10 protein-coding genes are annotated in these 13,797 nt (G+C 63.3%); 6 read left to right on the top strand and 4 right to left on the bottom strand.

The window, feature by feature from the left end; all coding sequences use genetic code 11:
• Positions 1–78: 78 nt before the first annotated feature.
• Complete coding sequence (locus tag HV711_RS22240) at positions 79–1,002, bottom strand: LysR family transcriptional regulator (protein WP_028361747.1); 924 nt, start codon at positions 1,000–1,002, stop codon at positions 79–81.
• A gap of 151 nt (positions 1,003–1,153) precedes the next feature.
• On the opposite strand from HV711_RS22240, the gene HV711_RS22235 reads away from it, so the two are divergent.
• The 5 genes from HV711_RS22235 (at position 1,154) to HV711_RS22215 (ending at position 9,510) form a co-directional block, all read left to right on the top strand.
• Positions 1,154–2,182, top strand: a complete 1,029-nt coding sequence (locus HV711_RS22235) for a DUF1338 domain-containing protein (protein WP_035483763.1) — start codon at positions 1,154–1,156, stop codon at positions 2,180–2,182.
• A 25-nt stretch (positions 2,183–2,207) separates the two neighbouring features.
• Positions 2,208–5,204, top strand: coding sequence for an FAD-binding and (Fe-S)-binding domain-containing protein (locus HV711_RS22230; RefSeq protein WP_035483762.1), 2,997 nt, complete (start codon positions 2,208–2,210; stop codon positions 5,202–5,204).
• A gap of 159 nt (positions 5,205–5,363) precedes the next feature.
• Positions 5,364–6,863: an L-piperidine-6-carboxylate dehydrogenase gene (gene amaB, locus HV711_RS22225; RefSeq protein ID WP_035483761.1), complete on the top strand. Its 1,500-nt coding sequence runs from the start codon at positions 5,364–5,366 to the stop codon at positions 6,861–6,863.
• Between the two features lie 72 nt (positions 6,864–6,935).
• Entirely contained in the window at positions 6,936–8,108 is a 1,173-nt protein-coding gene (locus tag HV711_RS22220; RefSeq protein ID WP_028361751.1) for an NAD(P)/FAD-dependent oxidoreductase, read from the top strand.
• A gap of 193 nt (positions 8,109–8,301) precedes the next feature.
• Positions 8,302–9,510 (top strand): aminotransferase-like domain-containing protein, encoded by a 1,209-nt coding sequence (locus HV711_RS22215; protein WP_035483760.1) that lies wholly within the window; start codon positions 8,302–8,304, stop codon positions 9,508–9,510.
• Here the strand turns inward: HV711_RS22215 and HV711_RS22210 are convergent.
• The 3 genes from HV711_RS22210 to HV711_RS22200 all read right to left on the bottom strand — a co-directional run bounded on the left by HV711_RS22210 (position 9,507) and on the right by HV711_RS22200 (position 13,015).
• Positions 9,507–10,601, bottom strand: coding sequence for a LacI family DNA-binding transcriptional regulator (locus HV711_RS22210; protein WP_175145249.1), 1,095 nt, complete (start codon positions 10,599–10,601; stop codon positions 9,507–9,509). The genes HV711_RS22215 and HV711_RS22210 overlap by 4 nt on opposite strands.
• A 94-nt stretch (positions 10,602–10,695) precedes the next feature.
• On the bottom strand, positions 10,696–11,649 hold the full coding sequence (locus HV711_RS22205; RefSeq protein ID WP_035483758.1) for a dihydrodipicolinate synthase family protein: 954 nt from the start codon (positions 11,647–11,649) through the stop codon (positions 10,696–10,698).
• 46 nt (positions 11,650–11,695) lie between these two features.
• On the bottom strand, positions 11,696–13,015 hold the full coding sequence (locus HV711_RS22200) for an MFS transporter (RefSeq protein WP_014972849.1): 1,320 nt from the start codon (positions 13,013–13,015) through the stop codon (positions 11,696–11,698).
• 422 nt (positions 13,016–13,437) lie between these two features.
• Between HV711_RS22200 and HV711_RS22195 the strand changes: the two genes are divergently transcribed.
• Positions 13,438–13,644: a hypothetical protein gene (locus tag HV711_RS22195; protein WP_035483755.1), complete on the top strand. Its 207-nt coding sequence runs from the start codon at positions 13,438–13,440 to the stop codon at positions 13,642–13,644.
• Positions 13,645–13,797 lie beyond the last annotated feature (153 nt).

Here is a 13,797-nt window from a genome sequence, read left to right as displayed (position 1 = left end):
GCCGCTTCGGCAGGGCTTGCGCGGGCGCGGGGTCAGGCCTCGCGCCGAACGCTTGCGCCTGCATCGGCCTTGCGCCGATCAGTGAGTGCGTGCGTTATACGCGGCGGCTTCGTCCAGCAACCATGACCTGAACAGTTCCAGTGGTTTGCCGTGGCTCAGCTCTGTGGGATAGACGAGGTAGTAGGCGGATTCCTCGACGGTGGCGGCGGCAGGGGCAGCGGGGGCGGCGAACGGAATCACGAGACCCAGCTGCGCGAGTTGTTCGTCGACGAAAAATTTGGGCACGAGCGCAATGCCGAGTCCTGCCGCGGCGGCGCTGATCAGCATGGAATGCAGTTCGTAGCGCACGCCCTGCATGGTCGCGTTGTCTTCCACGCCGACATTCGAGAACCAGCGCGACCAGGCGTCGGGGCGCGTCGTCGAATGAAGCAGCGGGTATTTCAGCAGTTCGTGCGGCTTTCTGATACGCCTTTCAAGCAGCGACGGCGAGCACACGGGCACCACTTCCTCGCCGAACAGATAGTCGGAAGACGTGCCTGGCCACGTCGGTTTGCCATAGTGAATGGCGGCTTCAAAATGCGATTCCTCGAACGAGAACAGGTCCGTGCGAATGCCCATGTTGATCCGGACATCCGGGTTGCGGTCGTTGAAGTCCTTCATTCGCGGAATCAACCATTGCGATGCGAAGGTGGGCAGCACGGCGAGTTCGAGATAGCCGCCGCCGCTGCCGTGCGCGATGATGGACAGCGTGTCGCGATCCAGATTTTCGAGCGCGCGGCGCACCTGCGTGCCGTACAGACGGCCCGCGCGAGTCAGCATCACGCGCTGTTTCGAGCGAACAAAAAGACGCACGCCCAGATTTGACTCAAGCGTCGCGATCTGCCGCGAAATGGCGCTCTCCGTCAGAAACAGCTCTTTGGCCGCATGAGTGAAGCTTTCGTGCCGCGCGGCGGCTTCGAAAGCGAGCAGCGCACTCATGTTGGGAATCTTGAACTTGCGCATGTTAGTTCCAAAAAATCATCAAGTAACAATTTAATCTCGCTTTACGCACCGCGCAACAGTTTGAATAATGCGGTCACGTAAGGTTGGCTGCCATGGGCGGTCCGTCAGATGAACACTCCCGTTGCGGCGCGGTGCCGCGAGAGAAAAGCAAATGCGCAATTCGAACGTTGAACGCCTGTTATTGAAGCTGCTGGGTCCCGCAAAAACCGAGTCGTTGTTCTCGACGTTGACATTCCCCACGACGCTGCAAGACTGGGAAGACGGCACCGTCACGCGTGCCGAACTCGCCCAGGCCATGAACATGGCGTTGTTCGAAGATCTGCTGGAGCGCTCGCCGAACGGGCGCGCTTACACGACCGAGGCCATTGCGAACGGCGGCTCGGTCTACTTCGATCACGGTGCGTTGCGTACCGTGCGTTGGGCGCACAACGGCGCGCTGCCTCCGGGTGAGGCGGCGTTCACCCGCATTCTCCGGCCGCTCGGGTTCAGACTGAACGGCCGCTATCCGCTCGACAAGCTGGGCATGACGGGCCGCGCGTACGCGCACGAAGATGCGCCCGACGAAATCGCACAGTTCTTCGTGAGCGAGCTGCATCCCGAGCGCTTTTCGACCGAGTTCCAGCAGGCGGTGACGAATGTCGTGAGTTCGTCGAAAGACCCGTTGACGCCGCTCGCCGTTTCGCAACTGTGGGAACTGGAGCGCGAAGGCGCGCTGCCTATCGACGCCGCTCACCAGCTGTTGCCCGTGATTGTCGGTGCATTCGCGCGTCAGCACGACGTGCCGAGCGAGGCGGATTACGACGTGCTGTTGCGCGAATCCGCGGAAATGGCATGGATTTCGACCGAGGGCAACGCGTTCAATCACGCGACGGACCGCGTGGAAGACGTCTTCACACTGTCCGACGAAGAAAAGAGCAAGGGCCGGCCGATGAAGCCTGAAGTCGAGCGTTCCCGCTCGGGGCGCGTGTTTCAGACGGCGTATCGCGCGGATACCGTCGAGCGGCAATTCCGGTCGGCGGGCGGCAAGCTCGTCACGCGCCCTGTTCCGGGCTCGTTCTACGAGTTCATTACGCGCAAGCGCACGTTCGATCAGGCGTCGCGCAGCTGGGTCACCGACCTGCGTTTCGACGCCGGCAACGCGCAAGGCATTTTCAAAATGACCGCGAACGCGGCGCAATAGTGGCAAAAACGCCGGGAGAAAAGCGGTGAGCGACGCGCGAGAACATGCAGCGAAACCCGCCGCGCCTTTCGAGGCAAGCGCACGGCTGCTGCAACAGGTCGAAACCGATTTGCGCGCCGCGCTGCGCGGCGAGGTTCGCTTCGATGCGGGATCGAAGGCTTTGTACGCATCGGATGCGTCGAACTATCGGCAGGTTCCATTGGGCGCCGTCGTGCCCGCGGACGTGGACGATCTCGTTGCAGCGCTCGACGTGTGCCGCCGCAACGACGTGCCGTTTCTGACGCGAGGCGGCGGTACCTCGCAAAACGGGCAGTGCGTGAACGTCGCGGTGGTGGCGGACGCGAGCAAGTATGTGAATCGCGTCGTCAGCATCGATCCGCAAAACCGAACCGCTATCGTCGAGCCGGGCGTGATCTGCGACACGCTGCGCGATGCGGCCGAAGCACACGGCCTCACGTTTGCACCCGACCCCGCCACGCACAGCCGTTGCACGCTCGGCGGCATGATTGCGAACAATTCGTGCGGCGCGCACTCGGTGATGGGCGGCAAGACCGTCGAGAACATCGAGGCGCTGGAAATCGCGACGTATGACGGCGCACGCTTCTGGGTCGGACCGACCGGGGACGCAGAGCTGGAACAGATCATCGCGCGAGGCGGCCGCCAGGGCGAGATCTACGCGAAGTTGCGCGACTTGCGTGACCGCTACGCCGAGCGCATCCGCCGCGAGTTTCCGCAAATCAGGCGCCGCGTGTCCGGATTCAATCTCGATCAGCTGCTGCCGGAAAACGGTTTTAATGTCGCGCGTGCGCTGGTCGGCACCGAAGGCACCTGCGCGGTCACGCTGCAGGCGAAGGTGCGCCTCGTGCACAGCCCGGCGTGCCGCGTGTTGCTCGTGCTCGGTTTCAGCGACATTTACACCGCCGCGGATGCCGTCCCTCACTTCAACCGTTCTTCGCCGATCGCCATTGAAGGTCTCGACCGCGCGATCATCCGCGGCCTGCAGGCGCGCGGTTTGAAGCGCGACGAGATCGCGCTGCTGCCGGACGGCGACGCATGGGTCGTGCTGGAGTTTGGCGCCGACACGGTTGCCGAGGCGCTCGCGCAAGCCGACGAAGCCGACGCGTATTTCAGGTCGGGCGCGGCGGGCGCGGGCATCAGCGGGTTGGTCGTCGAAGACCGGCAGAAGCAGCAAAAGATCTGGTCGATTCGCGAAACGGGCGCGTCGGCGGTTGCGCTGTCGGTCGATCCGTCAAAGCCCGATCCAATGGTCGGCTGGGAAGACGCGGCAGTCGATCCGCTGCGGCTCGGCGATTATCTGCGCCACTTTCAGGCGCTCGTGGACCGCTTCGGTTACGAGACCTGCCTGTACGGCCATTTCGGCGACGGCTGTGTGCACGCGCGCATCACGTTCGATGTGCGGAGCGCCGAAGGCGTCGGCAAATGGCGCAGCTTTTTGCGCGAGGCGGCGCAACTCGTGGTCGATTTCGGCGGCTCTTTGTCGGGCGAACATGGCGACGGCCAGGCTAAAGCCGAATTCCTGCCCATCATGTATGGGCCCGAGATCATGCGGGCGATGGAGGAGTTCAAGGCGATCTGGGATCCGCTGAACCGCATGAATCCCGGCAAGGTGGTTCATGCCTATCGTGCTGATGAAAACCTCCGCATGGGACCCGCTTATAAGCCGGTCACACTGACCACAAAACTCACGTTCGCGAGCCCCGAGGGCGACGGCATGCAACGCGCGGTGGAACGTTGCATCGGCATGGGCAAGTGCCGTTCGCTCGATGGCGGCACGATGTGCCCGAGCTTTCGCGCAACGCGCGAGGAAAAGTTCTCGACGCGCGGGCGGGCGCATCTGTTCTGGGAAATGCTGCAGGGCGAAGTGATCAAGGATGGCTGGAACAGCGTCGAAGTCAAGGAGGCGCTCGACGCATGCCTCGCGTGCAAGGGCTGCAAATCCGATTGCCCGACGCATACCGACATGGCCTCGTACAAGGCCGAATTTCTGTCGCATTACTACGAGCGGCACAGTCGGCCGCGTCAGGCGATGTTCATGGGCCGCATCGGTCAGTGGGCGCCTTTTGCGAGCCGCTTCGCGCGCGTGACCAATTTCATGACCTCGGCCAAGCCGTTCGCGCCGATCAGCAAGTGGCTCGCGGGCGTGGCGCCCAAGCGGCACCTGCCGGTGTTTGCGCCGCGCAGTTTCCGGGCGCTCACGAAATCTCGGGTTAGCGCCGGTATCCCGAGCGCAAATCAGCCTTCGCGCAAGGTCATTTTGTGGGTGGATACGTTCAACGACCACTTTTCGCCCGAGATTGCGACGGCCGCGTTCGATGTACTGACTCACATCGGCTATCAGGTCGTATTGCCGCGCAAACGCCTTTGCTGTGGGCGCCCGTTGTACGACTTCGGCCTGCTGGACGAAGCGCGCGCTTTGCTGCGCAGCGCCGTGAACGAACTCGCCGACGACATTCGCGCGGGCGTGCCGGTCGTCGGACTGGAACCAGGATGCCTGTCGGTCTTCAAGGACGAACTGCTCAAGCAGCTTCCCGGCGATCCCATTGCAAAGAAGCTCTCGGACGAGACCTTCCTGTTCTCCGATTTCGTTGCGCGCGCGGATTTCGAATGGCCGCAGCTCGACGCGAACGTCGTCGTGCATGGGCATTGTCATCAGAAATCGATCTTCGGCATGAAGGGCGATACGGCCCTGCTCGACAAGCTCGGCGTGCGCTGGACGCTGCTCGATACCGGCTGTTGCGGCATGGCCGGCTCGTTCGGTTTCAATGCAGACCATTACGAACTGTCGATGAAAATCGCCGAAGACAAGCTCTTGCCTCTTGTGCGGCAAGCGCCTTCCGAAGCGATTGTCGTGACCAACGGTTTCAGCTGCCGCGAGCAGATCCAGCAAGGAGCCGCAAGGCAGTCGCTGCATATCGCGCAGCTGGCCAAGCAGGCGCTGGCCTATCCTGTATCAAAGCAGAAACGGCACGCGGAGCCGGTGACGGTGACAGCCTCCGATTGATCCGCCTGGAAAGCACCAAACGGCATTTCCGATCAGAAATCCCCGCCTGCGTCACGTGCAATCAAAGCCGCGCGGTTGAGGTTGCCGCCGAAAATCCAGGCGTGTATAGTTTCCGAACGTACCAAAATTTCGTATTGGAAATTCAAAGGGGTCTCAATCGTGAAAGCATCGACCATTCTCTCGGAACTCGGCATTGCCCACCTCGCTGAAGCGGGCGACATCGCCGTTTACTCGCCGATCAACGGCGAACTCATCGGCCGCGTCGCGAGCAAGACGGTTGCCGACGTCGACGCCGCGCTCGCCAACGCGCAGCAGGCTTTCGCAAGCTGGCGCAACGTGCCGGCGCCGCGCCGCGGGGAGTTGGTGCGCCTGCTCGGCAACAAGTTGCGCGAGCAGAAGCACGCGCTTGGCAGCATCATCACGCTCGAGACCGGCAAGATTCTTCAGGAAGGTCTAGGCGAAGTGCAGGAAATGATCGACATCTGCGACTTCGCGGTCGGCCTGTCGCGGCAGCTTTACGGTCTGACCATTGCGTCGGAGCGTCCCGGCCACCGCATGGCCGAAACGTGGCATCCCATGGGCGTGTGCACCGTCATCTCGGCGTTCAACTTTCCGGCGGCCGTGTGGTCGTGGAATGCGGCGCTCGCGCTCGTGTGCGGCAATGCGGTGATCTGGAAACCGTCGGAAAAGACGCCGCTCACCGCGCTCGCCGTCGACAAGATCCTGCAAGACGCGTTGAAGGAATTCGGCGACGCGCCGGCGGGCCTGACGTGTGTCGTCAACGGCGGCCGCGACGTCGGCGCGAAGCTGGTTGCCGATCCGCGCTCCAATATCGTGAGCGCGACGGGCAGCACGGAAATGGGCCGCACGGTCGGCGTGGAAGTGGCGCGCCGCTTTGGCCGCTCGATTCTCGAACTGGGCGGCAATAACGCGGGCATCGTTTCCGGCACGGCGGATCTGGAACTGGCGCTGCGCGGCATTGTGTTTTCGGCGGTCGGCACGGCGGGTCAGCGCTGCACGTCGCTGCGCCGCCTGTTCGTGCACGAAAGCGTTTATGAGAAGGCCGTCGAGCGTTTGAAGACGTTGTACAGCAAGGTCGTGATCGGCAATCCGCTCGAGCAGGGCGTGCTGATGGGGCCGCTGATCGACGAGCAGTCGTTCAACCGCATGCAGGCTGCGCTCGAGCAGGCGAAGAGCGAAGGCGGCAAGGTGTTCGGCGGCGAGCGCCACACGGTGGCGGGCAACGAGAAGGCGTTTTATGTGCGCCCGGCTATCGTCGAAATGCCCTCGCAGACGCCCGTCGTGCTGAAGGAAACCTTCGCGCCGATCCTTTATGTGCTGAAGTACAGCGATTTCAACGACGCGATCAATGGCAACAACGCCGCCGTTCACGGCCTTTCGTCGTGCGTGTTCACCACGGACCTGCGTGAAGCGGAGCGATTCCTCTCCGCATCGGGCAGCGACTGCGGCATCGCGAACGTGAACATCGGACCGAGCGGCGCGGAGATCGGCGGCGCGTTCGGCGGCGAAAAGGAAACCGGCGGCGGGCGCGAATCGGGCTCGGATTCGTGGAAGGCGTATATGCGCCGCGCGACCAACACGGTCAATTATTCGTCGGCGCTGCCGCTTGCACAGGGCATCGATTTCAACATCGGTTAAGCGTATTGCGCTGCGTGTCCACGGCCGTTGCAAGACGGCCGTTTTTTTAAGGCGTGCAATCTGGAGCAAGTCGTGAGTTCTCAAGTCGTTATTGTTGGCGGCGGTGTGATCGGCAGTTCTATTGCCTACTTCTTGCGGGCTTCCGACCCGACGGTTTCGGTGACCGTGATCGAGCGCGATCCGAGTTACGCGAAGTCGTCGTCGGCGTTATCGGCCGCCTCCATCCGGCAGCAATTTTCCACGCCGCTGTCGATTCAGATGTCGCTGTACGGTATCGAATTCCTGCGCAATATCGGCGAGCTTCTCGAAGTGGACGGCAACAAGCCGTCAATCGATCTGCACGAAGGGGGCTACCTCTTTCTCGCCACGCCCGCCGGCGACGCCACGCTGCGCGAGAATCACGCTTTGCAGAAGAGTCTCGGCGCACACATCAATCTGATGGATCAACAGGCGCTGAAGGCGAAATTCCCATGGCTGAATGTCGAGGACCTCATGTCCGGCGCATTCGGGGAGAGCGGCGAAGGCTGGTTCGACGGCTATGGGCTCGTGCAGGCGCTTCGCAAGAAGGCGCAGTCGCTCGGCGCGCGCTATGTGGCGGCCGACGTAACGGGCCTGGTTCGCGAAGGCCGCAAGGTCACGCACGTGATCGTCGGCAACGGCGAGCGCTATGCCTGCGATACGGTGGTGAACGCCGCCGGTGCCTGGTCGCGCAAGATCGCTGCGATGATGGACATCGACATTCCGGTGTTTGCGCGCCGCCGCAGCATTTTCAATGTGTCGTCGCCGGCTCGGCTCGAGGCTTGTCCACTTCTGATCGATCCGACCGGCGTGTACTTCCGCCCTGAAGGAAAGACCTATATTTGCGGCACCTCGCCGAGCGCGGACAACGACCCGGACGACCTGCCGCTCGACGAAGTGGACCACGCTCTTTTCGACGACGTCATCTGGCCGACGCTTGCTCACCGCGTGCCGGAGTTCGAGGCGCTGCGCGTCGAGAACTGCTGGTCGGGGTACTACGAATACAACGTGTTCGACCACAACGCGATCATCGGCTACCACCCGCAGATCGAGAACTGCGTGTTTGCGAACGGTTATAGCGGGCACGGCCTTCAGCAAGGTCCGGCGACCGGGCGCGGCGTCAGCGAGCTGATTCTGAACGGACGCTATGTGTCGCTCGATCTCTCGTCATTGAGTTGGGAACGCGTGCTGGAAAACCGTCCTATTGTGGAAAAGAACGTGGTGTAGCGCGCCGCTTATCCAGGCGGTTCTTTTGGGTGAAAACGGCCCGGCAATTCGAACTGCCGGGCTTTTTTTATTCGGCGGAGTATTGAGCTTGATGATAAAACCTCACTACGTAGTGCATAGATATCGTTTGCCGCGCAAGTGGCGACTGACCACAATGCCTGTCTGAACGCCCTGTTCCTTGCCAACGACAAACATGTACGAATTCACCGCACCTTTTCTGCATCCCTCGGGCTCTCCCATTCGCGAGCTGTTCAAGTACCTCGCCGAGCCGGGCATGATTTCATTTGCCGGCGGCTATCCCGCGAGCGATCTGTTCGACGTGGAGGGTCTGCAACAGGCGGAGGCGCGCGCCTATCGCGATGCGAATCTCTGTCTGCAGTACGGACCGACCGATGGTTTGCCGGGCCTCAAGCGTGAGCTCGTGAATCTGATGGCGCGTCGCGGCGTGGCTTGTGCGCCGGGCGAAATGCTTGTCACGACGGGATCGCAGCAGGGACTCGACCTGTTGCTTCGCGTGCTGGTCAATCCTGGCGATGTTGCGCTGACCGAACAGCCGGCGTATCCCGCAACCCTGCAGGCACTCAGGCTTCAGCAGGCGAAAGTGGTGACCCTTCCCGTCGATGCCCACGGCCTCGACGTCGACCATCTCGCCACGCTTCTCGCGTCCGGCACGCTCGTGAGGCCGAAGCTGCTCTACACGGTGCCCACCTTTGCGAATCCGACTGGCGCCACGCTGACGCGCGAACGCCGCATTGCCTTACTCAAGCTGGCGGTGCAATACAGGTTCGTTATCGTCGAAGACGACCCTTACGGCGATCTGCGTTTCTCCGGTGAAGCCGTCCCCTCGATACTTGCTCTCACCGAACAAGTGCAGGGTTCACGCGACTGGGTGGTTCATTTTGCGAGCCTGTCGAAGATCGTCGCGCCAGGCTTGCGCGTGGGCTGGACCATCGCACCTGAGGAGATTGCACGGCGTTGTGTGATCGCAAAGCAGACAGTGGACCTGTGCAGCGCGCCGTGGACGCAGGCTATTGCCGCCGAGTATCTGGCCGACGGCGCGCTTGAACGACACCTGCCGCGTATTACTGCGATGTACGGCCGCAAATGCGAGGCGCTATGCAATGCACTGCACGCGCAACTCGGCGACATGCTGCAGTTTCATCGGCCCGAAGGCGGAATGTTCGTCTGGGCGCGTCTCACCGGAAGCGGCGCCGACTCATCCGAGCTTTTGCAACGGGCAATCGGCAACAAAATCCTGTTTGTGCCGGGCAAGGCGTTTTTCGCGGACAACGTCGATGCCGCGTCGCTGCGGCTGTCGTTTGCAGCGCCGGGCGTGGCCGACATCGAAGAGGGCGTGAAGCGGTTAAAGCGCGCAGGGTCGCTGCCGGCTGCCGGTGCTTAGCCGCCCGCGGTGGCTGCTCTGCGCGCCGGTCCTGACGACTCCCTGATGTGCAACACGGCCCGCACCTCGTGGCCGTGTTGCGGCCGCTTGCCATCGAGCACATCAAGCAGATGTTGCGCGGCGAGCTTGCCGATTTCGTAGGTGTCCACCCGCATCGTCGTGAGCGTGGGGCGCATGGCCTTGCCAATCTCGAGATCGTCGAAGCCCGTCACGGAGAGTTCGCCCGGAATCGCAATGCCGAGTTCTTGCGCTTCGCGCAGTACGCCGAGCGCGATGTGATCGTTGCCGCACATGATCGCACTCGGGCGTTCGCATGACGCTTGCCAGATGGAGCGCAGACTGCGGCGCCCGAACGCGATGGTGGATTCGCCTTCGCACAGGTGCTCCGGCCGGACCGCGAGCCCGTGCCGTTCAAGCGTTGCCCGAATGCCTGCAAGGCGCGCCTGCACGCGGTCGTTGTCACGCGTGGGTTGGATGCACACGGCGAACGAGCGGTGGCCGAGTCCGATCAGATGCTCGGTCATCTGCACATAAGCGGCGAAATTATCGAAACCGATGCAATCATGCGGACTGTCTTTGCGATACGCGTACGTCACCGCATACGGCACGCGATAAAGCCGCAATGCGTCGAAGAGCTCGGGCGGATGCGCCTCGCCTACCACGGCCATGGCCTCGACGCCGCGCGCGAGCATCGCGCGCACCTGCACGAGCGCCTGCGCGGGATCGTAGTTCGAACAGCCCAGCACGAGCGTGATGCCGCGTGCGGCGAACGCGGCCTGCATGCCGCTTACCTGTGAAGCGAACACCTGGTCGTCGAGCGTGGGAATGATGATGCCGGCGATGTGGCTGCGCGTGGACGCGAGCGCGCGGCCGGCGGCGTTGGGAAACCAGTTGAGCGCGACTGCCGCGTGCTCGACGCGTTCGCGTACGGCCGCGGACACTTTGTCCGGCTCGTTATAGACGCGCGATACCGTCGCCGTGGACACGCCCGCCAGCTTGGCGACGTCGGAGAGCACCGTGCGGCCCGTGCCGCGACGCACACGGCTGGTCTGGGTTCGAGCGGCGGCAGGCGAGTCGGGCGTGTCTGACATGAGTTGGAAAAGCAAACGGCGAAACGGGAAGCCTGACATCTTACCGCCGCGGGCTTCACCGCGTCATCGCGACGACGAAACGCCGAGGCTGTTGCTACGCACCCAGCGCCGCGATGCGCGCGCGAAAATGCTCGGTGCCCGCGACGATCTTGTCGAGAATCGCATCGAGCGCCCAGAATCGTTCGCGCACGTCGTAGTCGATCACGCGGCAGCGAATCGAGTGGAAGGTGCCGATGCGCTGGTGGTACATCTTGGCGAGCGCCGGGTAGCCGAGCGATTCGGAGACCGCGGCAAGCACGAGGAAGGTGGCGAGTTCTTCGGCGAGCGCCGGGTCCTGTGCAGCGTGGTTGCGCAGCCAGTTGTACAGGTCCGGATGAAAGTTCGTGAACACGCCGTTAAAGCCTGCCGAACCGGCTTTCATCGCGTCCCACGCAATGGCCGCGTTGGCGTTCAGAATCTTGAGCGACGAGCCCTGCGCGAGCGCGACGCGGCGTTTGACGGTCGGCAGATCGCAACTCACGTCCTTTAGCATGATGAAACGGCCCGTGTCGATGCACAGCTTTAGTTCGTCATCCGAAAGAAGCCGGCGGTACGGCGCCGGGCATTCATAGAGGCCAAGCGGTACATCCGCGGGAAGACGCGCGAGCAGCCGCTCGAGATTCGCGGCGAACGCGCGTGTTCCCTCGCGGGCGGGATCCAGCCGGTTAGTCACGAGCACCACGCCTTGCGCGCCCGTGGCCGCCGCGACGTTCAGCTCTTCGGCTTGCGCGGCGGGGTCGTCGCTGATGTGGCCGGACACCACGACGGGAATTCTGCCCGCCACTTTTTCGACGACGAAGCGTCCCAGCGCGCCGCGCTCGGCGAGCGTGAGGAACTGCATTTCGCTCGACTGCGCGACCGCGAAGAGTGCGTCCGATCCGTGCGCGATGTACCACTCAATCAGACGTTCGAGGCCGGCGTAGTCGATCGCGCCCGAGTCGTCGAACGGCGTCAGCATCACGGGGACGATGCCTTCAATGGACGGACGGGCTTGCTGCGCGATTGTCATGTTCAGTGCTCCTGAAGAGAATGCGTGAGGCGGGCGGGCCATGCGTTCATGCCGGCGCCTGCATCGGTTCGTTAGCGGCGGGTTCGTCGGCGATCGGCTTGCGCACCAGCAGCAGGTAGCTCATTGCGCCGACGAAGGCGATGCCCGCGGCGGTCAGCAGCGCCGGCACAAATGACCACGTCTGCGCGATATAGCCGGTGAAGATGGGCGCGAGCGCGCCGCCGAGAAACCCGCCGAAATTCTGGATCGCGCCGAGCGAGCCGACGCGGTTCGGCGGTGCGGCGGCTGTGGCGAGCGCCCACGAACTCGCGGACGCCGCGTTGGCCAGAAAGATCACAACGGAGATGCACACGATCGCAAGCGTATTGCTTTCGACGAGCGCGGCCGGGATCGTGAACGCGACCATGCCGAGCATCGCAATCACCACGGCATTGCGGCGGCTCGCGACCGGGCTCGCGCTGCGGCTCGTGATCAGGTCGGAGAACCAGCCGGCCGTGAGCGCGCCGAGAAAGCCGCAAAAGAACGGCACCGATGCCGCGACGCCGGTGTGCATGAGGCTCATGTGACGCTCCATCGTCAGATAGCCGGGCAGCCACGTGAGGTAGACCCAGTTCAGATAGACGGAGCCGAAAAAGCCGATCAGCATGCCCCATGTGGTGGCGTGCGAAAAGAGCGAGCGCCAGTCGGCGAAAGTGACGGCGGGCGCCGGCTTGCGGTCGGCCTCATCGCCTGCCAGATAGCGGCGTTCGGCTTCACTCATGGTCGCCTTGGCCGGGTCGCGGTAGAGCGCGAACCACACGGCCGCCACGACGAGGCCCGTGATGCCCGTCACGATGAAGGCCCAGCGCCAGTGGAAATTCACGACGAGCACCGAGAGGCACAGCGGCGCGAGCGCGGTCCCGAGCGGCGACGCGGAGTTGAAGATGCCGGTCGGTTTGCCGCGTTCGCGCAGCGGAAACCAGTTGCTCACCACGCGAGCGGCCGAGGGAAACTGCGGCGCTTCGCCGATCCCGAGCAGAATTCGCGCGAGCACGAACCAGCCGAAGGTGGACACGAAGCCGCCGGCCGCCTGCGCAAGCGACCACAGGATCAGGCCCATGCCGAGCAGCTTGCGCGGCCCGATCCTGTCGACGAGCCCGCCGACCGGCAACTGAAAGAGCGCATAGCTCCACGAGAACGCCGAGAGCAGCACGCCCATTTGCCCGAGCGTCAGGCCCATGTCGTGACGGATCAACGGATTGGCGACGGCGAGCGTGCCGCGGTCCAGGTAATTGACGATGCCGCTCACCATCAGGAGCGTGAGCGCCACGACCTGCGCGCGGCGGATTTTGGGCGGGGCCTGCTCGTGACTGGGGATTGCGCTCATGATCGTTGTCTCCGTTTCATGTTTGCGGTTCGGCTAGGGCGGCCGCGCCGATGCGATGCCGGGCGGCCAGAAATCGCGCGTTGCGGGGAACGCGCGGTGGGGCAGGGTCTTCGCCCTTTTTGCTGCGATGCCTACCGCACTCGAGTAGGCCCGCGGGTATGGTAGCGCTTACATTTACACGCGATGCCGAGGGTGGTGGTTCCGAAGGTGGCCGGTTCCAGGCTGTCGCGTGTCAAATGATAGCGCTTACATTCTCGGTCGCGTTTTGCCCGTGTGCAAGTACGAACCAAGGGGTAGCGGGTAAACACCGACCGACGAATAGGCTGCCGACTCGCACCGAGCATGACAACGTTCGCCGCGCCACGGCTGGCACGCGCGTTGCTAAAGCTCCGCGTCCCGACAAGATCAATAACACTGCCGCCATGCGACACAACCAGACCGCTCCTGACTTTTCGCAGCCGGAATCCATGCTGGCCGCGCCGCTTTCGGGCGTCGTCGAACGCGCGCGACGGCGCCCGCCCAGCCTGCTTGCGCGCATCACCTTCTGCTTTGCATGGCTCTTCGGCCTCGAGCCTTTTCTGATTGCCACGGCGGACAATCGGCCCGCTCGCGTCGACGATCCTCGCTGAACTGTAGCCCGGCACACCGACGACGCTTGAAATTTCAGCATCGACTGTGGGCAGTTTCTACATCGGCGAGCCAGGCTGTTGGGCCGCGGAAGGAGGCAGCCTGCAGCGGGTATAGCCGTTGCGCCCCTTGGGATGGGAGACCTTCCCTTCCAC

Source organism: Paraburkholderia phenoliruptrix (assembly GCF_902859825.1).
Taxonomy (GTDB): Bacteria; Pseudomonadota; Gammaproteobacteria; order Burkholderiales; family Burkholderiaceae; genus Paraburkholderia; species Paraburkholderia phenoliruptrix.
This window is presented reverse-complemented; position numbering and strand designations above follow the sequence as displayed.

Bases quoted from the DNA above. Each gene is read 5' to 3' on its own strand.
- HV711_RS22195 (WP_035483755.1), top strand. From the start codon at position 13,438: ATGCGACACAACCAGACCGCTCCTGACTTTTCGCAGCCGGAATCCATG.
- HV711_RS22205 (WP_035483758.1), bottom strand. From the start codon at position 11,649: ATGACAATCGCGCAGCAAGCCCGTCCGTCCATTGAAGGCATCGTCCCC.
- HV711_RS22235 (WP_035483763.1), top strand. From the start codon at position 1,154: ATGCGCAATTCGAACGTTGAACGCCTGTTATTGAAGCTGCTGGGTCCC.
- HV711_RS22210 (WP_175145249.1), bottom strand. From the start codon at position 10,601: ATGTCAGACACGCCCGACTCGCCTGCCGCCGCTCGAACCCAGACCAGC.
- HV711_RS22200 (WP_014972849.1), bottom strand. From the start codon at position 13,015: ATGAGCGCAATCCCCAGTCACGAGCAGGCCCCGCCCAAAATCCGCCGC.
- HV711_RS22215 (WP_035483760.1), top strand. From the start codon at position 8,302: ATGTACGAATTCACCGCACCTTTTCTGCATCCCTCGGGCTCTCCCATT.
- HV711_RS22240 (WP_028361747.1), bottom strand. From the start codon at position 1,002: ATGCGCAAGTTCAAGATTCCCAACATGAGTGCGCTGCTCGCTTTCGAA.